This window comes from Corallococcus sp. AB011P (genome assembly GCF_003611605.1).
In the GTDB taxonomy this organism is placed as follows: domain Bacteria; phylum Myxococcota; class Myxococcia; order Myxococcales; family Myxococcaceae; genus Corallococcus; species Corallococcus coralloides.
In genome coordinates this window covers 102279-126033 of sequence record NZ_RAVX01000015.1, presented here as the reverse complement: position 1 = coordinate 126033, position 23755 = coordinate 102279, and the positions used below count along the sequence as shown (strand labels likewise).

Genomic DNA, 23755 nt, shown 5'->3' with positions numbered 1-23755 from the left:
CCCAAAACTAACGGGCGCCCGCTCCCCCGGCCGGCCGCTGGGCTCCACCCGGTCCACCGCCCGAGGCGAGGATGTTGCGCAGCTCCTCCGGGTCGGAGGAACGGCCGAAGGCCTCGTCCTGGGAGATGACCCGGCGCGCCAGAAGGGCGGCCAGCGCCTGGTTGAACGTCTGCATGCCGTACTTCGCCTGACCCACCTGCATGGACGAGTAGATCTGGTGGACCTTGTCCTCGCGGATGAGGTTCCGGATGGCGGGGTTGGGCACCATGACCTCCAGGGCCAGCACGCGGCCCGGGCCGCCCTGCTTGGCGACGAGCGCCTGGCTCATCACGCCCTCCAACACGAAGGACAGCTGCGCGCGAACCTGGGGCTGCTGGTACGGGGGGAACACGTCCAGCACGCGGTTGATGGTCTGCACCGCGCTGTTGGTGTGCAGCGTCGCGTAGCAGATGTGGCCCGTCTCCGCGATGGTGAGCGCCGCTTCGATGGTCTCCAGGTCGCGGAGCTCACCGACGAGCACGATGTCCGGGTCCTGGCGGAGGATGTACTTGAGGGCCGTCTTGAAGTTGCGCGTGTCCGCACCGACCTCGCGCTGGTTCACCAGGCAGTTCTTGTGCGGGTGCAGGTACTCGATGGGGTCCTCGATGGTCATGATGTGCTCATGACGCTCGGTGTTGATCTTGTCGATCATCGAGGCCAGCGTGGTGGACTTGCCGGAGCCCGTGGGGCCCGTCACCAGGATGAGGCCGCGCGGCTTCTTCACCAGCTCCGCCACCACCGGCGGCAGGCCCAGCTCCTGGAACGTCAAAATCTTGAAGGGAATCGTGCGGAACGCACCGGCGACGGCGCCGCGCTGCATGAAGATGTTCGCGCGGAAGCGCGACAGGCCCTTCACGCCGAACGACAGGTCCAGCTCGTTCTCCTCCTCGAACTTGTGCTTCTGGGCGTCCGTGAGGATGGAGTAGCAGAGCTGCTTGGTCTCCACGGGCGTGAGCGGCGCCGTCTTGAGCGGGACGAGCTCACCGTCCACGCGGAGCTGCGGCGGCGAGCCGGTGGTGATGTGGAGGTCGGAAGAGCCCTTCTCGACCATCGCCTTGAGGAGCTGGTGCAGGTTGGCCACGGATGCGTGTCCTGTCGGAGGAAGAAGTGTGGGGAGGAGGTGGGGTGACTAGAAGCGGTCCGGCGCGGTGTTGCCCACGACCTCTTCGAGCGTCGTCATTCCGTCCATGAGCTTCTTGAGCGCGCTCATGCGCAGGCTGCTCATGCCCAGGCGGATGGCCTCCTGCTTGAGCTCCGCGGCGGAGGCGCCGTTGATGACCAGCTCCTTGAGGCCATCCCAGAAGGGCATGACCTCGTAGATGGCCACGCGGCCGCGGTAGCCGCGGTCGTTGCAGTCGCGGCAGCCGACCTTCTCGTACATGGTGAAGGTGCCAATCTTGTCGGGCGGGATGCCCGCGTCGATGAGGGCCTGCTCGTCCACCTTCTCCGCGGGGCGCTTGCAGGCCGGGCACAGGCGGCGCGCCAGACGCTGGGCGAGGATGAGGTTGAGCGACGCCGTCACGAGGAACGGCTCGATGCCCATGTTGAGCAGGCGGCTCACCGTGCCCGGGGCGTCGTTGGTGTGCAGCGTGGAGAGCACCAGGTGGCCCGTGAGCGCCGCCTTCACGCCGATTTCCGCCGTCTCGAAGTCGCGGATCTCACCGATCATGATGATGTCGGGGTCCTGGCGGAGGAAGGAGCGCAGACCGGCCGCGAAGTTCAGGCCGATGTCCTCGTGCATCTGCACCTGGTTGATGCCGGCGAAGTTGAATTCGACCGGGTCCTCCGCGGTGCAGATGTTGGTGCCCACGTCGTTGAGGCTGGAGAGCGCGGAGTACAGCGTCGTCGTCTTGCCGGAGCCCGTGGGGCCCGTCACCAGCACCATGCCGTAGGGCCGGTCGATGGCCTCCTTGAACCAGGCCAGGGGCTGCGGGTCGAAGCCCAGCTTCGTCATGTCCAGCTGCAGGTTGCTCTTGTCGAGCAAGCGCATCACGACCTTCTCGCCGAAGAGCGTGGGGCACACGCTCACGCGGAAGTCCATCTCCTTGCCGCCGCCGATCTTGATCTTGATGCGGCCGTCCTGCGGCAGGCGCCGTTCGGAGATGTCCAGCGACGCCATGATCTTCAGACGGCTGGTGATGGCGTTGCGCAGCTTCATGGGCGGGCGCATCACCTCGTACATCACGCCGTCGATGCGGAAGCGGACCCGGAAGTCCTTCTCGTACGGCTCGATGTGGATGTCGGACGCGCCCTTCTTGATGGCGTCCATGAGGATGAGGTTCACCAGCTTGACCACGGGCGCGTCATCCGCGGCCTTGGCCATCTCATCCACGTTCTCCTGCTCCTCCTTGGCGACCTCGATGTCGTCGCCCACGTCGCCGACGATGTCCTCCAGCGAGGGGCCCTTCTCCGCGTAGTAGCGCTCGATGGCTTCGCGGATGGAGATTTCCGACGCGACGACGGCTTCGATGTTGTAGCCGGTGAGGAACTTCAGGTCGTCCACCGCGAAGATGTTGGACGGGTCGCACATGGCCACGATGAGGGAGGGCCCTGCGCGGTTGACCGGGATCACCAGGTGCTTCTCGGCCACTTCCTTGGGCACGAGCTTGATGATGTCCGGATCAATGTCGAAGTCCTTCAGGTTGATGGCCGGGACGCCGTACTGCTTCGACAAGAAGTCGGTGAGCTTCGATTCCTCGATGGCGCCCGTCTTGATGAGCGCCGTGCCGATGCGCGCGCCACTCTTCTGCTGCTCCTCCTGCGCCTTGCGGAGTTGCTGGACGGAGATGAGGTTCTCGCGCACCAGCAATTCACCGAGTCGACCGGACATTTCTGGGATGCCTCTTTGAGCGTGAGGAGGGAACAGCCAGAGCCCCGGCTGTCAGCGGGACCCGCGGGGGGGAATGAGGCCATGCTACAGGGGCCTGAAGCCCTGGCACGGATCCTCCCGGATTAGAGGAAACCGATGCGCGGCCTGTCAAGGCGCCCTGGCGTGCTCCCTTGCTGTCCGGAGCCCCCTTCCAGAGGGCCGCCCCTGGGATCTGGAGCCCTACCCGTCGCCGCGGGCCACCACGGTGCGGGCGGCCTCCACGTCGCGTTTGATTTGACCCACCAACTCGGCGGCGGAGCCAAAGCGCTGCTCGGGCCGCAGCCGCTCCAGGAACTGCACCCGCAGCTCCTTGCCGTAGAGGTCGCCGGTGAAGTCCAGGAGGTGCGCCTCGATGGTGACCTCCGTGCCACCAAAGGTGGGCTTCACGCCGATGTTGGCCGCCCCCGGCCGCCACGGCCCTTCTGCTTCCGCGAGCAGGCGCACGCGGATGGCGTACACGCCGGGCGCGGGCCGCAGCTCGTTCTGCGTGTCCACGTTGGCGGTGGGAAAGCCGATGGTGCGCCCCCGGCCCGCGCCGGAGACCACCGTGCCATCCAGGTCGAACGGGCGGCCGAGCAGGCGCCTGGCCGCGCCCACCCTGCCCTCCAGGATGTACTCGCGGATCCGCGACGAGGACGCGACGACGCCGTCCACGTTCACCGGCTGCACGACGTGCACCCGGGCGCCCCGCTTCGCCGCGGCGTCGCGCAGCGTGGTGACGGTGCCGGCGCGCTGGGCGCCGTAGGTGTAGTCGCTGCCCACGACGACGTGGCCCACGCCCAGCGTGTCGAAGAGGGCGGCCTCGAAGTCCTGCGGCGTGGAGCGCGCGTAGTCGCGGGTGAAGGACTGCACCACCACGTGGGACAGGCCGCACGCGGAGAGCAGCTCCAGCTTGCGCGGCAAGAGCGTAATCAGCTTGGGCGCCAGGTCCGGCTGGAGCACCTTGCCCGGGTGGGGCTGGAAGGTGAGCGCGTTCGCGGGGGCGTGGCGAAGCGCTTCCGCGAAGAGGGCCTGGTGGCCCACGTGCACGCCGTCGAAGTTGCCCAGCGCGAGGGCCTGCCCCTGAAGCTGGCGGCCCGCCTCGGACACGGACTGGAAGACCTTCATGGCCCTTCCCTATACCACCCCGCGCGCTTTTGCCCTGGCCAACCCACGCAGCTCCATGGTTAGAGGCCCCCCGTTCCCGCCATGCGCCCTGCCCTGCTCCCTGAACCGGTCGGCCTCAAGTTCGTCCCCCTGGAAGCGCCCCCGGACTGGGAAGCGGAGTTCGGCTTCACGGGGCCGCTGGAGCTGGAGATCGGCTCCGGGGCGGGCGGGCACGCGCTGGAGTACTGCCGCAGAAACCCCGGCGTGCGCTTCGTGGCCTTCGAGTGGCGCAAGAAGTACGCGCGCGACACGCAGATGCGCGCGGAGAAGGCGGGCATGAAGAACCTGCGCGTCGTCGAATCCGACGCGCGCTTCGTGGTGCCGCGCATCTTCGCCCCCGGGTCGCTGGACGTCATCCACCTGCAGTTCCCCGACCCGTGGTGGAAGCGCTCGCATGCCAAGCGGGCGGTCGTGCAGCCTGACTTCGCGAAGGTGATGCTGGGGCTGCTCAAGCCCGGCGGCCGCTTCGACATGCGCACCGACGTGCAGGACCGCGCGGTGGCCATGCTGGGCATCCTGGAGGGCGCGGGCTTCCAAAACCCGCTGGGCGCCGGGGTGTTCCACCCGTACGACCCGGAGGAGGTGCCCTCCACCCGCGAGCGGCGCTACCTGTCGTCCGGAGAGCCCGTGTACCGCGCACGCCTGGTGAAACCCGCGCCGTAGTTTCTCCGGCGCCTGTCAGGCCCTGGACGCCCGGCGGCCTCGTGTCCGCGGGTGCCCGGAAGGGCCCTTGGCAGCGCCCTCCACCCGGAGGAGAATCCACCCACGGGGTTCCCGCCCCGGGGGCCACTCGCGACGTCGGGCCACGACCGCATCCTGTTGGGGGGTGGGCGCCTCATGCCGGAAGCCGAAAGGAAACGGATGCCGGAGGGCGTGCGCAGGAGCGGACCCGCCAACGACTTCTCCGGGCGCACCGTGCTCATCGTGGACGATGATCCGGCGCAGATCCGCCACGTGCGTGAGGGCCTGGCCCCGCACGGCTACGTCTTCAAGGAAGCGCTGGACGGGGCGCAGGCGCTGTCCGCCATCCGCGCGGGCCGGCCGGACCTCATCGTGATGGACGTGGAGATGCCGGGCCTGGGCGGCGTGGAGGTGTGCCGCATCGTCAAGGCGAACGCGGGCGAGGGCGGCTTCGGCTTCATCCCCGTCATCCTGATGACGGCCCGGCAGGCGGCGGGCAAGGTGGAGGGGCTGGAGCTGGGCGCGGACGACTACCTGGTGAAGCCCTTCGACATGCTGGAGCTGGGCGCGCGCGTGAAGTCCATGCTGCGGCTCAAGGCGCTGCAGGACGCGCTCCTGGAGAAGAACCGCGAATTGGAGTGGGCCAACCGCGAGCTGGACCGCCGCCGGCAGGAGCTGCTCGCGCTCAGCCGCACGGACGCGCTCACGGGCCTGTTCAACCGGCGCTACTTCGAGGAGCGGCTGAGCGAGGAGTTCATGCGCTCGCGCCGGTACCGCTCCCCGCTGTCGCTGGTGATGCTGGACATCGACCACTTCAAGCGCATCAACGACACCTTCGGCCACCCCTTCGGGGACGAGGTGCTGCGCGCGGTGGCGCACACGGCGCGCGCGACGCTGCGGGAGGTGGACCTGCTGGCCCGCTACGGCGGCGAGGAGTTCATTGCCCTGTTGCCGGAGGCGGCCCCCCAGGACGCGCTCCGGGCGTGCGAGCGGGTGCGCGAGGCGATTGAGCGGCTGGAGCTGACGTGGACGTCGCCGGACGGAATGTCGCAGGAGGTGAAGCTGACCGCGTCGCTGGGCGTGGCGACGGTGCCCGCGGACGACCTTCCGGGCACGGAGGCCCTGCTGCGCGCGGCGGACACGAGCCTGTATTCCGCCAAGGGAACGGGCCGCAATCGCGTCCACCAGCACGCGGCGTGACACACCTCCCGCTTCCCCACGGCGGCGGTTTGACCTAAATCGGAGGCCCCATGCGCCCGCTCGCGATGACGACCTGGCTGCTGTTCGCCCTCCTTGCCCTGGGCGGCTGCAGCCGGCTGCAGCCGGACACCCCCGTGGGGGCCTACCAGACGTTCCACCGACACGTGCAGCGCGGAGAGCTGCCCAAGGCATACGCGGGGCTGTCACAACAGACCCAGCAGGTCCTGAAGACGCGGGCGCAGCAGGTGAGCGACGCGTCGGGGGGAATGGTGAAGCCGGAGCCGCTCGCGCTGTTCTTCGCGAATGTCCCGGTGCCGCCGGATGTTCAGGAGGTTTCGCTGCTCCGGCAGGAGGGCGACGTGGCGACCTTGGTGGTGCGCTCGGCGGGAAGGTCGGGCGAGGTCCGGATGGTGAGGGAACCGTCCGGGTGGAAGGTGGACTTTTCAGCATCCCCCCAGCCGTGAGCCCGGGCATGCCCGGCTCTCGCGCATCAGGTAACGTACAACCGTGAACGACAGGAAGACACGGCGGGTGCTCCCCGCAGTCGAGGTCATCCGGAGACCGGGCTCCACGCCCGGCGGCCCGGTGACTCCGTCCTCGACTGCCCCCACCCCCTCCCCCACGCCGAGGCCCACGCCCCGGCCCACGCCGGTGGCGCCCTCCGCCCCGGTGGTCCCCCCCAGCGCGGAAGGCGCTCCGCGCGCGGCGACGCCGGCCCCCCGCCCCTCGCCGGGCGTGGCGCCCGCGCCCCGGCCGAGCGGCCTTCCCCCCACGCCCCGGCCGTCCGCGTCCGTGGCGCCGTCCGCTCCCCCGCCCCGCCCGGCTCCGGGCTCGGTGGGCACGGCAGGCACGGCGACGACGGCCCCCTCGGCGCCGCCCCGGCCGTCCGGTGCGCCGGCGCCAGGCTTCACGCCAGGGGCCGCGTCACGTCCGCCGCCCCGGGGTCCCGGGATGGGTGGACCGCCGCGCGCGGGTGGGCCTCCGGGTCGCTTCGCGCCGCGCCCCAGCACGCCGCGTCCGCCTCCCACGCCGGAGCAGATCCTGGCGCTGGCCACGCGCGAACACGTGCCGGCGCGCATCGCCAAGGGTGAGCTGGAAGGGAAGATGAAGGCGCGCATCTGGCGCAAGCTGCACGCCGAGGAGGCGAAGCGCTTCGACCAGGTCTACGAGCTGATGGGCCAGACGCCGGGCCTGTCGCTGGGAGACGCGTTCGGCATCCTCCAGAGCGGCCTCACCGTGCAGGAGTTCATGGCGCGCAAGGAGCGCAGCCAGCGCAAGGCGGCCATCAAGCAGGCGCGCGGCCAGGTGGACAACGCGCTCGTCGCGGACTTCCTGGGCGCCTTCATCGAGCAGAAGACCGAGCTGTCGGTGGTGCTGGCGGAGCGGTCGCTGCTGGACACGCTGCTGGCGGAGGAGGCCATCGCCTTCACCTTCGAGCGCACGGGCCGGCTGGAGAAGCTCCAGGTGGTGCTCATCGCGCGCAGGGGTGACTGGGAGCGGCTGATGCCGACCCTGGAGCGCGACGCGAAGCTCACGCAGAAGCCGGCGCAGGTGGCACGGCAGCCGGACAAGCGCCCGTATTCGGACCCCCGGCCGTTCCTGCCGCACATCGGGCAGACGGTGAAGCTGGTGCTGCGCAACGGCATCACGGTGGAGGCGCCGCTCCTGCGCGTGGGCCGCTTCGACGTGCTGCTGGGTGAGCCCGGGCACGAGCTGTTCATCCCGCTGCACGCGCTCCTGCGCTTCGAGGCGCCCCCGGCCCCCGCCGAGGATGCTTCCGACGACGAGGCCGGTTCGACGCCCGACGCCGAGGGCTGAAAGCGGCTCGCGGTGCCGTTACTTCCGGGCGGCCCTGCCTTCACGGCGGGCCGCCCGTGTCCTTCCTCCCCCTGGAGCCTTCATCCATGCGCCCCTTCTTCTCCCGCATCATCAAGCCCTGGCTCGCGCTCACCGCGGCGGCGGTCCTCGCGGGGGCGTCGCAGCAGGCGTGCACCAAGGAGTCCTCCGCGAAGGAGCCGGGCGCGCCCGCCGCGCAGGAGGTGGGACGGCGGGAGAACGGCGTGCACGTGGTGGAGCTGGCCGTCACGGAGAAGGGCTACGAGCCCTCGCCGGTGCAGCTCAAGAAGGGCGAGCCGGTGAAGCTGGTGGTGACACGCAAGACGGACCTGACGTGCGCCACCGAGCTCGTGATGGACGAGTATCAAATCGACACGAAGCTGCCCCTGAACACGCCGGTGGACATCTCCTTCACGCCGAACCAGTCCGGGACGCTGAAGTACGGCTGCGCGATGGGGAAGATGATCGCCGGCACGTTCGTGGTGGACTGAGGCCCCGGCCTCCTCTTCCGGAGCCTTCCGCATGCGCCCGTCCTCCCGCCGCATCCTCGTGCTCACCGTGGCCGCGGTCCTCGTGGGGGTGACGCAGCCGGCGTGCTCGAAGGAGCCCGCCGCCGCGAAGGCGCCGGAAGCGGACGAGCACCGGGAACGCCACGGCTACACGGCCATCCAGGAAGAGGGGCACCTGGTGAACGGGACGCTGATGCTGGAGCTGTCCGTCACGGAGAAGGGCTTCGAGCCCTCCTCGCTGGTCCTGCTCCACAAGGACAAGCCGGTGACGCTGCTGGTGACGCGCAGGACGGAGGCGACATGCGCCACCTCGCTGGTGATGGCCGACCAGGGCATTGACGTGAAGCTGCCTCTGAACACGCTGGTGGAGATCGCCTTCACGCCCCGTCGGTCCGGGATGCTCCATTACGGGTGCCCGACGGGAGAGACCACCGGCCGCTTCTACGTGCAGTAGCGCCCCGCTCCGTTAACTGGCGATGTCCGCCCGGGCGGGTAGGCTCACGCGCCTGCATGGGCAGCTCGGAGCTCTTCACCCGGCACGTCTTCCTGGACCTCGAAACGACGGGGCTCGATCCCCGCGTGGACGAGGTCATCGAGGTGGGCTGCCTCTTCTTCGAGCACGGCCGGGAGGTGGACCGCTTCTCCCAGCTGTATTCGGCCTCGCGCCCGCTGAACCTCACCATCCGCCGGCTCACCGGCCTCTCCGACGCGCAGCTCTCCGGACAGCCCCGCTTCGACTCGGAGCGCGCCCAGCTTCGTGAGCGGCTCAAGGGCTGGACGGTGGTGGCGCACAACGCCCCGTTCGAGAAGGGCTTCCTGCCGGACGTGCTCGGCGGCGTGCCGGTGCTCGACTCGTGCGAGCTCATGCACTACCTGCACCCGGAGCTGCCCAGCCACTCGCTGGAGTCGCTGATGCGGTGGGCGAAGCTGGGCTCACAGCAGCCGCACCGGGCGCTCCATGACTGCGTGGCGGTGCACGCGGTGCTGGTGCACGCACTGGATGGCTGCGTGCGTGACGGGCGCGCGGAGGACGTGGCGGACCTGCTGTCCACGATGGACCCCAGGGCCCGCGCGGCGCTGGGGCCCACGCCGCTGCTGGATGCCCTGTCCGAAGAGGACGCACGCGACCTGGCGATGGACGCGGAGGCGCGCCCGCTGCTGGAGCTGCTCTCTCGGCTGTGGGAGGCGTGCCGGGCCACGCCTACGCCGCTGAACCTGGAGACGACGGGCGGCTTCCTGCGCGCGCGGCCGGAGCGCAAGCGCGCGAATGGCGGCAGGCCTCCCCCGGAGCCCGAGCTGGACGCGACGCCGCTGCCGGTGCGTCCGGAAGAGGTGGCCCAGGTCCTGGGGCCCGGCGGCGCGCTGGAGCGGGGCGGCGGGTTCCTGTCGCGGCCCGCCCAGTTGGAGATGGCGCAGGCGGTGGCGCGCACGCTGTCGGACGGCGGGCAGGTGGCGGTGGAGGCCGGCACGGGCACGGGCAAGTCGCTGGCGTACCTCACGCCCGCGGCGCTGTTCGCCGCTCGCAACGGGCTGAAGGTGGGCGTGGCGCCGCACACGAAGACGCTCCAGGACCAGCTCCTGGAGAAGGACCTGCCCCGGCTGCACCAGGCCACGGGCGGCGCGTTCGGCTATGCGCTGCTCAAGGGCCAGACGAACTACCTGTGCCGCCGCCGCGCGCTGGAGGCCACGCGCGTGGAGCCGGGGATGAACCACACGGCGCGGGCGCCCCGGGCCTATGTGCGCGCGTACCTGCGGCGCAGCGTGGACGGAGACCTGGACCGGCTGAGCCACTGGTTCCGCGAGCGCTTCCCGGGCATGCACGGGCTGGTGCCGGCGGTGCGCTCCGAGGCGGCGACGACGCTGGGCGAGCGGTGCCCGCATCACCACAAGTGCTTCTACCACTCGGCGGTGGCGCAGGCGCGCGAGGCGGACGTGCTGGTCATCAACCAGTCGCTCGCGTTCGCGTGGCCCGCGCGCTACGGGCGCCTGGACCACCTGGTGCTGGACGAGGCGCACGAGTTGGAGGACGTGGCCACCACCGCGCTCACCGTGGAGCTGTCCGACCTGGCCTTCCTGCGCCTCACGGAGCGGCTGCACGGACGCGATGGGCGCCGGGGCCTCTTCGCGGAGCTGCGCCGCGCGCTCGCGGCCACGCGCCGGGACGAATCCCGCGTGCTGATGTCCGAGGTGGACGACGCCCTGCGCACGCTGCTCCAGGAGGCGCGCCTGCTGGGCGAGCAGGTGACGGCCCTGTGCGAGCCCGCGGCTGCCATGCCCGGTGAGGACGCGGACGACGCGGCCTACGCGCCGGAGCTGCGGGTGACGGACGCGGTGCGCGCCCTGCCCGCCTGGGAGCCCGTGCGCGAGGGACTGGTGGCGGTGCGCACTGCGCTGCAACGGGTGCACACGCTGCTGTCCGTGCGGGTGCTGGCGGCGCTGCCGGAGCTGGCGGTGAAGCAGCCTTCGCTGGAGCGGGAGCTGGCCGGCGCCACCACGGAGCTGGGTGAGCTGTCGGTGCTCGCGGGCGAGCTGGCCGGAGAGCCGGACGTGAAGCGCTGCTACGCGGCGCGGGCGGAGCCTCGAAAGCAGCGATGGAGCGTGGGCGCGCAGCCGGTGGACGTGTCCGAGTCCGTGGCGAAGGACTTCGCCGCGAACAAGCGCGCGCTGGTGATGGCGTCCGCCACGCTGGGCACGGGTGACAATGTGCCCTTCGTGCTGAAGCGGCTGGGGCTGAGGCCTCCGATTCTTCGCGCACCTTCGCCGTTCCATCTGGGACAGCAGGCGCTGGTGGTGCTCGTCACGGACGCACCGCGCGCGCACGAGGAGCCGTTCATCGACTGGGCCTCCGGGCGCATCTCCGGACTGGCGCAGGTGATGGGCGGCCGGGTGCTGGGCCTGTTCGCCTCCACGCGGCGGCTGGAGCGCGTGTCGCGCGAGGTGCAGGCGCGGCTGGAGCCGCACGGCATCGAGGTGCTGCGCCAGTCTCGCGGACACGGCCGTTCGCTGGCGGCGCGGCAGGAGCGCGACACGGGCACGGTGCTCCTGGGCACCAAGAGCTTCTGGCAGGGCGTGGACATCCCCGGGCGCGGCGTGGGGTGTGTCTTCATCGACAAGCTGCCCCTGGAGCCGGCGTCACGGCCGCTGGTGGCCGCGCGCGAGGAGCCGCTGGCGAAGGCGGGCAACGAGTACCTGGGCTTCCTCCAGTACCGGCTGCCGCGCGCGCTGCTGCTCCTGCGTCAGGGCGTCGGGCGGCTCATCCGCTCCACCACGGACCGGGGCATCGTCGTGGTCGCGGACCCCGGTCACGCCAGCTACCGGCCGCTGCTGCTCCAGGCGCTCGCGGGCTACCGCGTGGTCGCGCTGCCATGGGCGCAGGCGCGGCTGCTGCTGCACTCGGAGCTGCTTCAGATGGGGCTCACCGCGGACACCGCGCGGGTGTGAGGCGCCTCGCGCGCTGAAGCAAGGCGCTGCTCTGCTCCACCGCGCTCGTGGGCCGCGTGCTCCGGGTGAGCGGCGCCTCGCGCGGTGAAGCGGGGCGCCTGCCCTGCCCTACCGCGCCAGCCGCTCGCGGTAGCGCGCCTCCAGGGCGCTCAGCTCGTCCACCCAGGGACCCGTGGCGCCGCTCGTCTTCGCCTGCGCCAGGGCCTCTGACAGTGCGCGCGCGTCCTCTGTCTGCTGCGCGCGCAGCCGCTGGGTCATGTCCCGCGCGACCTCGAAGACGTCCTGCAGCTCGTCGCCTTCGCGCAGGCCGTGCTGCGGCGGGTTCAGGTGGCCTTCCGCGACCTCGCGCATCATGCGCTTGATGCGGAAGAGCGGGCCCACCATCCGGTGCGTCACCACGATGGTCGCCAGCGCCACCACCGCGATGAACGACACCAGGCAGCCGCCCAGCACCCACCACGTCAGCTGCTGATGGCGCTCCAGCTCCGCGCGCTGCGTGACGATGGCCGCGCGCTCCGCATCGTACTTGGCGTCGATGGCCTGCGCCTGCTCTCGGAACTGCTTCTCGAACGCCGGGTCGTTCATGTGGGCCATCAGCTCGTTGGAGAGCGTGGCTCCAGACAACTCGCGGCTCACCTCCGCCGCCGCCGAGCGCGCGTCCACCGCCGTCGCAGTCTCGTGCATCAGCGAGTTCGCCGCGCGCACCAGGAAGATGCCCAAGAGCGCCGCCATCACCAACGACACACCGACGATGTACGCGGTGAGCCTCAGCTGGAAGGGCGCGTCGAGCAGGAAGTTGCGCCAGCGGCGCTTCGTCGTCGGGGCCTGGGCCGTGGTCGTCGTCATGTCTCGCTGCTCCAGTCGAAGGTCGCGGCGGCTTCCTCGATGGCTCGGGGGATCAGGGCCTTCAACAGGTCCGCGGGCGGAGCCCCCGCGGCGTTCACTTCCACCTGTCCCATCAGGGACTGCTCCGGGTACGTCATGCACAAGAGAGCCAGGCGCAGGCCTCCACTGTCCGTCTTCTGGATCTCCGCCGTGATGCGGTAGCCGTGCACGCCCAGCTTCTTGAGCGCGCCCTTCGCCGCGGCCTTGGACTCCTTCTCCGGCGCCATCTGCGCGCCCCGGCGCACCAGCTTGGAACGAAGCCGCGCCTCCGTCACCTTCACGAGCTCCGCGGGCACGGTGCCCGTCTTGTCCTTCAGCGCGTCCAGCGACAGGTAGAAGCGCGGCCGGCGCGTCTGGTACGCCTTGATGGCCTTGATGGACTCCGCCACCGCCGCCTGCACCGTGGCGTCCGCCTCCCCCTGCACCGCCTGGAGGCAGTCGAGCCCCTTCGGCTCCAGCAGCGCGCCCAGCCCCTTGGCCACCGCCGCGCGCACCAGCTCGCTCGGGTCCTTGAGGCCGCCGCACAGCGGTGTCACCGCCTCTGGGTCCTCGGTGGCGCCCAACACCAGCGCGGCTTGTGAGCGCGCACGCGGATCCCTTCCCTTTTCCAGCTGACGACCCAGGAAGGTGATGCGCGTGTCTCCCTGCGCCAGCGCAGCGCACGGCAGCAGGAAGAGGAAGAGCAGGAGTGCTGTCGGCAGCCGCATGGGGATGGGCAAAGAAGTGCCAACAGTGTAGCCGCGATTTACCTGTCCACGACAGTTGCCTCTCAGGGCAATCGCTCCCACCTTCGATGCGCACAAGGGCCGACGTCCTCCAGGGGGAGGACGGCTGGGGTGCCGGGGACCCGAGGCGGGTCACTCCGGGCTGGGGGAGCAATGAAGCGCGGATACATCCTGACGGGTGTTCTTCTGCTGGCGGGGTGGATGGGTGGCTGCCGTGACTCGGACCGCCTGACGTCGGTGGGCAAGCCGCGACCTCCCGGGCCGACTCCTGTGGAATCCACGCCCACCCTTCCCGACTCCGAAACGTCCCAGCCCCCTCCTGGCCGGCCACCGCCGGAGCCGGAGGTGGTGGACCCGCCGCCGCCCGACCCGGAGGCGGAGGTGTTGGACCCCACGCCCATCCCGACGACGGACGGCGTCCCGGGCCCCCTGCCGGGCGTCTACACGGACAAGGGCGAGGCGCCGGTGACGGACCTCATCCGCGGGCTCGTGTCCTTCCCCATCCGAGACCCGTCAGCGCTCGAGGAGCACATCGCGGACATCTACAAGCCGGGCGGCTCCCGCTTCCGCCAGTACATGACGCCCTCCGAGTGGATGGCGAAGCACGCCCCGCTGGAGAAGGACGTCACCGTCGTCACGGACTGGCTGAAGTCCGAAGGCATGCAGGTGCCCTACGTCGCCACCAACCGGCTGCTGGTGCAGTTCGTGGGCACGGTGGCCCAGTTCAACAAGGCGTTCGGCGTGACGCTGCGAGTGCTGGAGCGCAAGTCGCCCCAGGGCGGAAATGATCCGCACGACGTCTACGGCCTCACGGAGACCATCAAGGCCCCCACGTTCGTGCAGCAGCGCATCCACGCCGTCGTGGCGCTGGACCTGCCGGCGGAGACGGGCACGCTGCCAGGCGAGTTCGGTCAGCCGTCCACGGAGCCGCCGAACCCCGTCAGCCGCGGGCTCACGCCACAGCAGGTGGCGCGCGCGTACAACGTGGACTCGCTCTATCAGCAGGGCTACCAGGGCCAGGGCATGAAGCTGGGCGTGGTGATTGGCGCCAGCTTCCGGTGGAAGGACCTGCGCGCCTTCTGGAAGATGTGGGGCATCGAGCGCGAGGACCCCAAGGTCATCCAGACCATGGAGCCGCCCGTCACGCGCTACCGCGAGGGCACGCTGGACGTGGAGTGGGCCGCGGCGATGGCGCCCAAGGCGGAGGTGCTCGTCTACATGGGGCCGGACGCGCGCAACACGTCCATGCTCTACACCTACAACGAGGCCATTGGCCGGGGCGAGGTGAGCGTCATCACCACGTCCTTCGCCCACCGCGAGGACTCCGAACCCAAAGCGGTGCATGAGGCCTACAGCCACGCCAGCACCATGGCCGCCGCGCTGGGCATCACCGTCGCGGCGGCGAGCGGCGACTCCGCGGGCGTGGACGTCCCGGGCAACAGCCCCTACGTCACCGCCGTGGGCGGCACGCAGTTGAAGATGAACGGCATGACGGTGACGGGCGAGACGGCCTGGTACTACTCCGGCTCCGGCATCACCCGCACCTTCGCCACGCCGGAGTGGCAGAAGGGCATCGTCCCGCTGCCCGCCAAACGCGCGGTGGTGGACGTGGCGCTGAACGCGGACACCGGCTTCTGGTACACGTGGCTGGGTGTCACCACGCCCAACACCGGCACGTCGTTCTCCTCGCCCATCTTCGCGGGGATCATGACGGTGGTGAACGGCGCGCGCGCGGAAGCGCAGAAGCCGCGGGTGGGCTGGCTCAACTCGCAGCTCTACACGCTGCCCGAAGTGCAGCAGACGTTCCGCGACATCACCGTGGGTGTCACCGACCGTCAGTACGAAGCCGGACCGGGCTGGGACATCCCCACCGGCTGGGGCGCACCCGACGCGGAGGGACTGCTGCGGACCCTGCCCTGAGCGGGCGGGTGACATAGGGCGGACGGGCAAACGAGCCCCGCTCCGGCTGTCATCCCGGATTGACGGGATGCGAATGCATGCGCAGGGCGTGCTGTTCGGGACAGGACCATGTCCCTGCTCCCCCTGCGTGCATCCTTGTCCTGCCTCCTGCTCCTTGCAGCCGCTTGCAGCAGTGCCGTCGCCGGGCCGAGTGACGCCGTGGCGGAGAGTCCCTCCATGTCCGCTCCGGGGACCATCGTCGAGACGCCCACCGCGCCTACCGCGCCCGAGGAGGACGCGAGCCAGGCACCCACGACGGAGACGCCCGCGGCCGAGACGCCGGTCGTCAGCGCGCCTGCCCCCACGACGGGCGTGTGCTCGCCGCTCAGCTCGCTGTCCACCCTGACGGGCAACCTGACGTCGTGGCTCCAGACAGCGCCCATCGCCGCGGCGAACAGCGGCGGCTTCAAGGAGCCGGGCGGCACGGAGCTCGCCGCGTTCGAGGGCGTGTTCCGCACGCTGCTCACCGAAGGTCCCACGCCGCAGGTGGTGCAGGATCTGGCGGGGATGGGCTACGGCGTGTCCACCTTCCGCAACGACACGGGCGGCGGGTGGCTGGTGGTGCGCGAGCAGGGGCTGCTGTCGCGTGGCGGCGGCACCTTCATCATCAACCTGTTCCCCGCGCGCGACCTGTGGCTGGAGGCGCCGCACGCGGACTCTGATGAGGGCACGCTGCGTCAGACGGCCACGCAGCTGGTGACGCTGGGCGCTCGCGCGCTGCTCATCACCGGCAGCCACCGCTGCGCCGTCACCACCGCCAGCCCGTGCAGCGGAACCACCAGCGTGTGCGGCACGAAGGGCCTGCGCATCTCCGACGTCGCGCACTACGGCAACAACTTCTTCACCGCCGCGCACCGCGCGCTGCGCGACACATACCCGGGCGCCATCGCCGCCAGCATCCACGGCATGGACGCGGGCGACGGCCCCGAGGCCGCCGTGGTGAGCGACGGCACCAGCACACCGCGGCCGGATGCGCTCTCCAACCGCCTGCGCGACGCGCTCAACACCCACCTGACGGGCACCAAGAAGGCCTTCTCCTGCAACGCGGCGGATGACTCGGGCAAGCACCGCACCCTGTGCGGCACCAGCAACGTGCAGGGCCGCATCGACAATGGCGCCGCGGACGCCTGCTACACGGAGGCCGCCGCCGCCTCGGACCGCTTCGTCCACCTGGAGCAGTCCGCCACGCTGCGCGGCACCGGCGCGTCGTCCAAGGCCGTCATGCAGGCGCTCGCGGACACCGTGCCCTGCACGCTCGGCGGCTCCGGCCTGGACTGCCCGGCCCTGGTCGCGCAGGACTGCCCGTGAAGTGTCTCGCGGGAGACGTCCGCACGTGCCGTGCCAGACAGCGTCGCCTCCTGTGAAGCAGGTGGGCTGATCCGCCCACGGGTCCGACACCAGTGTCCGGGGTTGGTCAATCAGTGACACTGAAGGCCCGAAGTTTCGGTTGGACAGCGGACGCTTCTCAGCGGCCGAGAGGGGCAACCCTGGTCGGGTCCGGCGCCCTCCCTAGATTCGAGCGGCCACCATGGCGCTCCTTTCGACCCTGACACTCTTTCCGGCCTACTCCCTCGATACCTCCATCCTGGTGGCGGTGCTCGTGGGCGTGCTCATCCTGGCGCTCCTCACGGAGACGCTCGGGTGGGTCTTCGTGGGCCTCGTGGTTCCCGGCTACCTGGCCTCGGTGTTCGTCATCCACCCGGAGGCGGGCTGCACCGTCGTCGCTGAATCACTGCTCACGTATGGCCTGGCGCTGGCGTTCTCCAGCGGACTGTCCCGCACGGGGGCCTGGAGTGAGTTCTTCGGCCGCGACCGCTTCTTCGCCGTGGTGCTCGCCAGCGTGGTGGTGCGCGCGGTCAGCGAGACGTGGCTCCTGCCCGTGCTGGGCCACTGGATGGACGAGCGGTGGGGCACGTCCTTCATCGTCGACCGCAGCCTGCACAGCATCGGCCTGGTACTGGTGCCGCTCACCGCGAACGCCTTCTGGAAGCTGAAGCTGCGCCGGGGGCTGTGGCAGGTGGCGGTGCCGGTGGCGCTCACGTACGTCATCCTCCGCTTCGTGCTGCTGCCCGGCACCAACCTGTCCTTCTCCAGCCTGGAGCTGATGTACGAGGACGTGGCGCAGGACTTCCTGTCCAGCCCCAAGGCCTACATCATCCTGCTGACGACGGCGTTCCTCGCCGCGCGCTTCAACCTCAAGTACGGCTGGGACTTCAACGGCATCCTCGTGCCCGCGCTGCTGGCGCTCACGTGGCTGGAGCCGTTGAAGCTCGCGGCCACGCTGGCGGAGGTGCTGCTGCTGGTGCTGGCCGCGAAGGCGGTGCTGTCGGTGCCGGGGCTGCGCACGCTCAACCTGGAGGGCCCGCGCAAGACGGTGCTCGTCTTCTGCCTGGGCTTCCTCGTGAAGTGGGGCATTGGCTGGGCCATGGGCGGCCGGATTCCAGGCCTGAAGGTCACGGACCTGTTCGGCTTCGGCTACCTGGTGCCCACGCTGCTGGCGGTGAAGATGCTGCAGAAGCAGGTCATCGCGCGCGTGCTCCTGCCCACGCTGCATACGTCGCTGGCGGGCTTCCTCATCGGCAGCCTCGCGGGCTTCGGGCTGTCGCTCATCGAGCCGCGTCCGGCCACTGCGCTCACCGCGGAGGCGCCGCACGAGCAGGTGCCCGGGCTGGGCCTGGACCAGTCTCCGCTGGGCCTGATGGTCATGGGCCGCGCCACCGCGCGCGAGAGCGACGTGGGTGGGCAGTCGCTGCGGCTGAAACACGGCGACCTGCGCGAGTACAGCGGGCTGTGGAACGGACTGGACGCGTGGCTGGAGTCGGGCCGCGCGGAAGACTTGAACGCGCTGCGCACGAAGGCGGTGGCGCTGGGACTGGAGCTTCGCGAGCTGCCGAAGCAGGACGGCGTTCCCGCGCGCTTCGCGCTGGTGGAGCGCGTGGAGGGCGCCGGCAAGGCGGGCTGGGACACGTCGCTGCTCGTCCCCGGCGCGCAGGGGCCGGTGCTGGAGGTGCCGCGTCCCCTGACGGAGGCGCCGAGCGCCGAGGCCGCCGCGCTCCTGTGCGAGCGCGTGAACTGCCGCGCCATCATCGTGAGCGGCGTGGATTCCCGCCGCGCGGGCCTGGTGCTGGGCGACGCGCTGGCGCAGTCGGAGACGCCGCTGCGTCACGCGCACGACGCGCTGTCCTCGCGGGAGCGGGTGCAGCTGCGCGTGGATCCGTCGCTGAAGCCGGGCCAGGTGGTGCTGCACACGCCTGACGGCAAGGCGCCCCAGGGTCTGGACATGCTGTGGCCCGGCGCGACGCTGACCGCGAACCCGCCTCCGGAGCCCGGTGGCAACTGGGGTGAGTCGCGCGTGAGCGTGCTGCGCGCGGGCGCCTCGGACCTGGCCTCGCTGGTGATTGAGCACGCCCAGGCGCTGGCCGCGCCGATGACGGAGCGCGACGCGCTGGGCACGCTGATGGTGACGCCGGAAGTGGCGCGCGTGCCGGCGGTGCGGCCGTCGGACGCGGAGCTGCTGGTGCTGGAGCAACAGGTGGCCTCGCCGCTGTTGGGCGGTGGGACGGCGGACGTGCCGCGGGAGCTGCGCTCGCGCTGGGCCGGGGCCATGGCGGCGCTGATGGGCCTGCGGGTGCACCCGGTGACGGAGTGCGCGGGCGCCACCGGATGCTGGTGGGTGACGGACGCGGAGGACACCCCGGGCCGGCTGGGCGCGGGGCTGATGGTGCGTCCGGGCGGTGCTCCGCTCGCGCTGGAGGTGCCGTCGCCGGCCCGCGAGGCGGGCACGCTGCCGGTGGCCGCGGAGCTGTGGCACGAGTCGCGCTCCACCGCGCTGGTGTTCGCCACCGCGTCCGGCGACATGCCCCACCCCGCCACCTTCGGTGAGCTGCGCACGAGCTTCCAGGCGTTCCACCAGGCGGTGCACCGCGCGCTGCCGAAGGAGCAGGGCTGGGTGCTGCACCTGCGCGGCTTCTCTGGCCGCCCGTCCGTGGAAGCAGACGTGCTGGTGGACGTGGGCAGCCCGGTGCTCACTCCAGCGCAGCGGCCGGCGGACCTGGAGCGGCTGTTGTCGCAGGAGGGCCCGCTGGGCTGGTTGGGGCAGCGCGTGCGCTACCACGACGGCTCTCCGGAGCTGACGGGCCTCAACGACGCAAGCCCGCAGCAGGTCTTCTCCCGCACCTTCGGAGGGGCGCGGCTGGCCACGCTGTGGCTGTCCGAGCCGCTGCGCGGCGCCTTCGTGGGCCCGCGGCTCGTGGCGGAGGAGCTGGCCATCACGGGCCTGTTGCCCGAGGAGCCGCGCGAGTCTCCCGAGCGCGCGCTCTTGGCGGACCGGCTGGTGGCGCCGACGCAGCCGGTGTCCGCCGCGCTGAAGGAGCACTTCGCGGAGCTGACCGCGAGCGCGGAGCGCTACGTCGCGCAGCAGAACGTGCATGACCTCCGCGCGCTGGCGCAGACGAAGCGCGTGGGCAATGTGACGCGTCAGGTGAAGTCCGGCTTCAGCGCCGAATACGGCCTGCCCTTCCTCCTGGTGGAAGCGCGGCAGGGCAAGCAGGTGCTGCGCGCCGTCTATTTCCTTCAGCAGCACCCGTCGCCGGCGAAGCGCGCGGAGCTGACCGCGGGTGACGCGGAGCTCGCGAGCACGGTGGACCTGGCGCTGCGGCACCGCCGTCCGGTGGTGCTGACCGGGGAAGTCTCCCGTGAAGAGGCCCGTCGATGAAGACCCGCAGCCGCGCCCTCGTGGCGCTCCTTGGACTGATGGTGGGCCTGGCCCTCATCTGGGGCGCGAGCCTCGCCGTGCTGAGCAACACCGACACGCCCACCGCGCGGCGCGACGCGAAGTTCGTCAACGCCGAGCGCCTCATCTTCTACCGCCTGGAGCCGGGCCGGGAGATGCGCGTGCGCGTCCCCGCGGAGGCCGAGGAACTGCTCATCGTCACGCACGAGCTGCTTCCGGACGGCACGCCCTACGCGCCGGAGAAGCAGTACCAGTACGGCCTCAAGGCCATCCTGCGCGGGCCGGACGGCGTCCTGCTGGAGCGCTCCATCTTCACGCGCACGCGCCAGAGCAAGGGCCAGCCGCAGGAGGACGGCACGTTCCTGCAGGAGAGCGCCTTCACCACGCACGCGGATCAGCAGGTGACGGACGAGCGCGAGTTCGTGCTGCGCCTGCCCAAGGAGCGCCCGGACTACTCCGTGCTGTACCTGCGGGCCGCGGGCGCGAACGACACGCTGCTGGCGCGCGTCTACGTGCGCGCGCACCGCACGCTGCCGCTGCTCGCGTCGCAGAAGCTGGCCCAGGCCCGCGCGGAGGTGCGCGCCGGGCGTGCCACCTTCGAGCCCTTCGAGAAGCTCTCCACCGACACGCGCCGCTGGCTCGCCGAGGAGCACTGGGAGCGCCTCAACGCGGAGGGCGAGGCGGGCACCGACTACCAGATTGAACCCGTCTACCGCACCCCCTACCGGCTGCCGCTGGTGGAGGCCACCGAGTCCGTGCAGGAGCGCCTGGGCGCCGGCCGCGCCGTGGCCCTCAACGTCACCGGGCCCACGAAGCCGGTGCTGTGGCTGTGGAGCGACGCGACGGACGCGCATCCCCAACCGCACGGACCGGTGACGGTGCAGACGCTGTCCGCGGACGGCACGGCCCACACGCTGGAGCTGCCGGGCCCCGTGGCGGGCTCGCCCATGTCGCATCCGCTGGAGCTGCCGGCGGGCGTGCACACGGTGATGGTGCGCAACGACGGCCAGGAGGACCTGCGCTACACGGTGGAGGGCCCGTTCGAGTCGTGGCTGCTGCCCACCGAGTCGCGCCCCCAGCCGGGCGTCGCGTCGGAGGGCCGCGTGGCCTTCCTGCCGGACACGCGCCGCACGGAGGCGTTCGCCACCGGCCCGGCGTGCCCGGTGCTGGAGCTGGACATCGATCCGCGCATGGACGCGGTGGGGCGGCTGGTGCGCATCGACGCGCGCTCGCTGGACCGCGCGCCCTCGCGCGAGCCGCTGCACCTGAGCCTCACGGTGCTGGATGCCCAGGGCCAGTCCCTGGGACAGGCTTCGCTGGACGCGACGCCGGAGCCCGCGCCGTTCGAGAGCGCGGCCCTGGTGCCGCTGCCGGGCGGCGCGCTGCCCTGCACGCCCGTGGCGACGGCGGCCCAGGACGCGGGCTCTGGAGAAGTGACTGACCTGCCGGCGTGGGTGTCGGGCGCGACGAGCGCTCGGGTGTTCCTGCCGATGGGGGCGCGCAAGCTGCGCGTGGAGGCGCCGCGCACGACCATCGTGCAGCTCTACAGCTTCCTCTCCAGCGGTCAGCCCATGGCGGCGTCCGCGCCGTACACGAACGACGCGCTCACCGGCGTGCGCTGGCGCAACGCGCCCGTGGATCAACGCGCGTGGCACCCGATGCGCCCGGCGAACCTGAACGCGCTGATGCAGGGCGGCGCGCGGATGGAGCTGCTCAGCCAGGTGCGCCTGGAGCCCGTGGGCCCCGAGGAGGAGAGGTCTCCGCCTTCGGGTGACGCGGTGGTGGTGCGCCCGTATGGCTCGCCCCCGGTGGTGGAGGTGCTGGAGTCCGGGCCGGCGGACACGGTGGACATGGTGAGGGCGCTGTCCACGGTGCTGGAGCCGGGCCGCGCGGTGCGGGCGCGCTTCGATGCGCGCACGCCCACCCGTCCGGAGGTGCGCCTGTCGCTGAAGGACGCGGCGGCGCTGGGCAACGAGGTGGAGGTGCTGCTCGACGGCGAGCCGCTGCACCGCTTCACCGTGCGCTCCACGCGGGCGCGGGAGCTGCTGCCGCCGCTGCCGCCGGGTGAGCATGAAGTGCTGCTGCGTTCCACTGCACCGGGGCTGACGGCGCTGCTCAACCGGCCTCCGGCGGCGGGCAGCGGGCTGCGCTCGCGCACGGTGTATCCGGTGGGCCAGGGTGGGCTGCGTGTGCCGGTGCGCAAGACGGGGCCCGGCTCGGTCACGCTCAACGTGGTCGTCTACACGCCGGTGGCGGAGGGCGCGACCGAGCCCCAGCTGTCCGTGACGGTGGATGGCGGCAACCCCGTGCGCCGCGCCAGCGTGCTGGTGCCGCACGTCACGCGCGCCGAGCGCACGGTGGTGCTGCCGGCCTCCGAGCGCGAGCCGGCCATGCCGGTGGGCCGCCCGGGCGTGAAGTGGTACGCGCGCACCGTGCCGGTGACGCTGGGCGAGGACATCGCGCCGGGCGTGCACACCGTGCGCATCCAGTCGCTGGGCACGGGGCCCATGTGGGCGCGGTTCTTCATGTTCGGTCAGGCGGTGGAGAACACCGCGCCGCGCATGTGGAACCGGGGCGGCTGGCAGCCGGACGAGGACATGTTGTGAGGTTCCTCGGGAGGACCGGGTCGTGGCGCCCGCTCGTGGCCGCGGGAGTCGTGTCGCTGCTGGGCGCTGGCGTGAGCGCCTGGGCCCAGACGGTTCCGAGCGCTGCGACGACCGCGAGCGCCGCGACAGGCGCGAAGGCTTCGAAGCAGGACGCGGGCCGCGACGCCATGCGCACGAAGGCGGCCGCGCGGCCCGCTCCGGAGCGCGTGCCCCAGGAGGATCCATCCGTGAACGTGCCCGAGCAGTCGGGGTGTCGCGTCGACGCGCGCTTCTCAGGGCTGTGGCCCCATGCGGACGCCGTGACGTTCCACCCCACCACGCTGGAGGAGCGGACCGCGTTCTCGAAGCTCATCCCCGCGTTGCTGGCCGCCGCGCCGAAGCAGAAGGACGTGCCCCCGGAGCTGACGAACGTGGCCGCGTCCGTGGGCTTCTTCCTGGAGACGTGGACCACGCCGCGCGACACCTTCTGGGTGCTGCGTGAGCGGCCGGACGGTTACCACGGCGCGGGCGCGTATGTGATCCGCACGGGCGAAGCGACGAACGACGTGGTGCAGGTGCCGCACCCCTACTTCGACATCGGCACGGAGGACATCGGCGCCGCCCTCTTCGTCTGCCCGCCCGAGGGCCGCGCGCCGCGCCTGTTCATGACCGCGACCGCGCACCGCTACAAGGGCACGCCCGGTGAGACGCCCGAGGATCCGGAGCACGCCGCGGACGTCGCGCACAACCCGGAGCACCTCTTCCAGACCGTGACGGACCTGGCCGCGCGCCAGCTCGTCGCGCCGCACGTGGTGCAGCTGCACGGCTTCGGCGAGTCCAAGGTCCAGAAGGGCCGCACGGAGAAGCTGGCGGCGGTGATCAGCGACGGGACGCGCAAGCCCGGGAGGTGGGCCCGGAAGGTGGCCACACCATTGGAGGAGGCGCTCGGCCCTGGAGTGAAGCTGTTCCCGGACGGAGTGCAGGTGCTCGGCGGGACACAGAACGCGCAGGCCCGTCTGCTCCAGTCGTATCCGCAAGCCCGCTTCCTGCACCTGGAAATGTCATCCCGTACGCGCAAAGCGCTGGCGACCCCGGCGCGTCTGGACCGGCTGGCCCAGATTCTGTTCGCACCCTTGGAGGACTGAGCG

18 protein-coding genes are annotated in these 23755 nt (G+C 71.3%); 12 read left to right on the top strand and 6 right to left on the bottom strand.

Going from position 1 to position 23755, the window contains the following annotated elements; genetic code table 11:
• Positions 1–7: 7 nt before the first annotated feature.
• From D7X30_RS29535 to D7X30_RS29525, 3 genes are all read right to left on the bottom strand, one after another.
• Complete coding sequence (locus D7X30_RS29535; RefSeq protein ID WP_120566316.1) at positions 8–1120, bottom strand: type IV pilus twitching motility protein PilT; 1113 nt, start codon at positions 1118–1120, stop codon at positions 8–10.
• 48 nt (positions 1121–1168) lie between these two features.
• On the bottom strand, positions 1169–2869 hold the full coding sequence (gene pilB, locus D7X30_RS29530; RefSeq protein WP_120566315.1) for a type IV-A pilus assembly ATPase PilB: 1701 nt from the start codon (positions 2867–2869) through the stop codon (positions 1169–1171).
• A gap of 219 nt (positions 2870–3088) precedes the next feature.
• Positions 3089–4015 carry a bifunctional riboflavin kinase/FAD synthetase gene (locus D7X30_RS29525; protein WP_120566314.1) on the bottom strand — a complete coding sequence of 309 codons (927 nt, stop codon included), beginning with the start codon at positions 4013–4015 and terminating at the stop codon, positions 3089–3091.
• Positions 4016–4096: 81 nt separating this feature from the next.
• On the opposite strand from D7X30_RS29525, the gene D7X30_RS29520 reads away from it, so the two are divergent.
• The 3 genes from D7X30_RS29520 (at position 4097) to D7X30_RS29510 (ending at position 6399) form a co-directional block, all read left to right on the top strand.
• Entirely contained in the window at positions 4097–4717 is a 621-nt protein-coding gene (locus D7X30_RS29520) for a tRNA (guanosine(46)-N(7))-methyltransferase TrmB (RefSeq protein ID WP_120566313.1), read from the top strand.
• A gap of 174 nt (positions 4718–4891) precedes the next feature.
• Complete coding sequence (locus D7X30_RS29515; protein ID WP_120566312.1) at positions 4892–5935, top strand: diguanylate cyclase; 1044 nt, start codon at positions 4892–4894, stop codon at positions 5933–5935.
• Between the two features lie 50 nt (positions 5936–5985).
• Complete coding sequence (locus D7X30_RS29510; RefSeq protein ID WP_120566311.1) at positions 5986–6399, top strand: hypothetical protein; 414 nt, start codon at positions 5986–5988, stop codon at positions 6397–6399.
• Here the strand turns inward: D7X30_RS29510 and D7X30_RS43170 are convergent.
• Positions 6379–6846, bottom strand: coding sequence for a hypothetical protein (locus D7X30_RS43170; protein WP_233591853.1), 468 nt, complete (start codon positions 6844–6846; stop codon positions 6379–6381). The two genes, D7X30_RS29510 and D7X30_RS43170, sit on opposite strands and share 21 nt — an antisense overlap.
• Before the next feature lie 40 nt (positions 6847–6886).
• Between D7X30_RS43170 and D7X30_RS29505 the strand changes: the two genes are divergently transcribed.
• From D7X30_RS29505 to D7X30_RS29490, 4 genes are all read left to right on the top strand, one after another.
• Entirely contained in the window at positions 6887–7753 is an 867-nt protein-coding gene (locus D7X30_RS29505; protein WP_233591852.1) for a hypothetical protein, read from the top strand.
• An 86-nt stretch (positions 7754–7839) separates the two neighbouring features.
• Positions 7840–8262, top strand: a complete 423-nt coding sequence (locus D7X30_RS29500; protein ID WP_120566309.1) for a cupredoxin domain-containing protein — start codon at positions 7840–7842, stop codon at positions 8260–8262.
• 31 nt (positions 8263–8293) lie between these two features.
• Positions 8294–8734 carry a copper transporter gene (locus tag D7X30_RS29495; RefSeq protein ID WP_120566308.1) on the top strand — a complete coding sequence of 147 codons (441 nt, stop codon included), beginning with the start codon at positions 8294–8296 and terminating at the stop codon, positions 8732–8734.
• A gap of 56 nt (positions 8735–8790) precedes the next feature.
• Positions 8791–11721 carry a helicase C-terminal domain-containing protein gene (locus tag D7X30_RS29490; protein WP_120566307.1) on the top strand — a complete coding sequence of 977 codons (2931 nt, stop codon included), beginning with the start codon at positions 8791–8793 and terminating at the stop codon, positions 11719–11721.
• Positions 11722–11829: 108 nt separating this feature from the next.
• Here D7X30_RS29490 and D7X30_RS29485 read toward each other — a convergent pair whose 3' ends face one another.
• The gene (locus tag D7X30_RS29485) at positions 11830–12567 is read right to left on the bottom strand and encodes a HAMP domain-containing protein (RefSeq protein WP_120566306.1); all 738 of its coding nucleotides are present in this window, start codon (positions 12565–12567) and stop codon (positions 11830–11832) included.
• Positions 12564–13313, bottom strand: coding sequence for a HEAT repeat domain-containing protein (locus tag D7X30_RS29480; protein WP_120566392.1), 750 nt, complete (start codon positions 13311–13313; stop codon positions 12564–12566). The genes D7X30_RS29485 and D7X30_RS29480 overlap by 4 nt, the downstream gene beginning before the upstream one ends.
• A gap of 171 nt (positions 13314–13484) precedes the next feature.
• Between D7X30_RS29480 and D7X30_RS29475 the strand changes: the two genes are divergently transcribed.
• The 5 genes from D7X30_RS29475 to D7X30_RS42060 all read left to right on the top strand — a co-directional run bounded on the left by D7X30_RS29475 (position 13485) and on the right by D7X30_RS42060 (position 23752).
• Positions 13485–15251, top strand: coding sequence for a protease pro-enzyme activation domain-containing protein (locus D7X30_RS29475; RefSeq protein WP_120566305.1), 1767 nt, complete (start codon positions 13485–13487; stop codon positions 15249–15251).
• Between the two features lie 216 nt (positions 15252–15467).
• Positions 15468–16598: a hypothetical protein gene (locus D7X30_RS29470; RefSeq protein WP_120566304.1), complete on the top strand. Its 1131-nt coding sequence runs from the start codon at positions 15468–15470 to the stop codon at positions 16596–16598.
• A 220-nt stretch (positions 16599–16818) separates the two neighbouring features.
• On the top strand, positions 16819–20004 hold the full coding sequence (locus D7X30_RS29465; RefSeq protein WP_120566303.1) for a poly-gamma-glutamate biosynthesis protein PgsC/CapC: 3186 nt from the start codon (positions 16819–16821) through the stop codon (positions 20002–20004).
• Entirely contained in the window at positions 20001–22628 is a 2628-nt protein-coding gene (locus D7X30_RS29460) for a hypothetical protein (RefSeq protein WP_120566302.1), read from the top strand. The genes D7X30_RS29465 and D7X30_RS29460 overlap by 4 nt, the downstream gene beginning before the upstream one ends.
• Before the next feature lie 35 nt (positions 22629–22663).
• A complete protein-coding gene (locus D7X30_RS42060; protein ID WP_158619419.1) occupies positions 22664–23752 on the top strand; it encodes a hypothetical protein in 1089 nt (362 codons plus the stop codon).
• Positions 23753–23755 lie beyond the last annotated feature (3 nt).

Coding starts and splice junctions, on each gene's coding strand:
- D7X30_RS29510 (WP_120566311.1), top strand. CDS start 5,986: ATGCGCCCGCTCGCGATGACGACCTGGCTGCTGTTCGCCCTCCTTGCC.
- D7X30_RS29500 (WP_120566309.1), top strand. CDS start 7,840: ATGCGCCCCTTCTTCTCCCGCATCATCAAGCCCTGGCTCGCGCTCACC.
- pilB (WP_120566315.1), bottom strand. CDS start 2,869: ATGTCCGGTCGACTCGGTGAATTGCTGGTGCGCGAGAACCTCATCTCC.
- D7X30_RS29515 (WP_120566312.1), top strand. CDS start 4,892: ATGCCGGAAGCCGAAAGGAAACGGATGCCGGAGGGCGTGCGCAGGAGC.
- D7X30_RS29490 (WP_120566307.1), top strand. CDS start 8,791: ATGGGCAGCTCGGAGCTCTTCACCCGGCACGTCTTCCTGGACCTCGAA.
- D7X30_RS29495 (WP_120566308.1), top strand. CDS start 8,294: ATGCGCCCGTCCTCCCGCCGCATCCTCGTGCTCACCGTGGCCGCGGTC.
- D7X30_RS29460 (WP_120566302.1), top strand. CDS start 20,001: ATGAAGACCCGCAGCCGCGCCCTCGTGGCGCTCCTTGGACTGATGGTG.
- D7X30_RS29505 (WP_233591852.1), top strand. CDS start 6,887: ATGGGTGGACCGCCGCGCGCGGGTGGGCCTCCGGGTCGCTTCGCGCCG.
- D7X30_RS29480 (WP_120566392.1), bottom strand. CDS start 13,313: ATGCGGCTGCCGACAGCACTCCTGCTCTTCCTCTTCCTGCTGCCGTGC.
- D7X30_RS29470 (WP_120566304.1), top strand. CDS start 15,468: ATGTCCGCTCCGGGGACCATCGTCGAGACGCCCACCGCGCCTACCGCG.
- D7X30_RS29485 (WP_120566306.1), bottom strand. CDS start 12,567: ATGACGACGACCACGGCCCAGGCCCCGACGACGAAGCGCCGCTGGCGC.
- D7X30_RS29525 (WP_120566314.1), bottom strand. CDS start 4,015: ATGAAGGTCTTCCAGTCCGTGTCCGAGGCGGGCCGCCAGCTTCAGGGG.
- D7X30_RS29520 (WP_120566313.1), top strand. CDS start 4,097: ATGCGCCCTGCCCTGCTCCCTGAACCGGTCGGCCTCAAGTTCGTCCCC.
- D7X30_RS29465 (WP_120566303.1), top strand. CDS start 16,819: ATGGCGCTCCTTTCGACCCTGACACTCTTTCCGGCCTACTCCCTCGAT.
- D7X30_RS29475 (WP_120566305.1), top strand. CDS start 13,485: ATGAAGCGCGGATACATCCTGACGGGTGTTCTTCTGCTGGCGGGGTGG.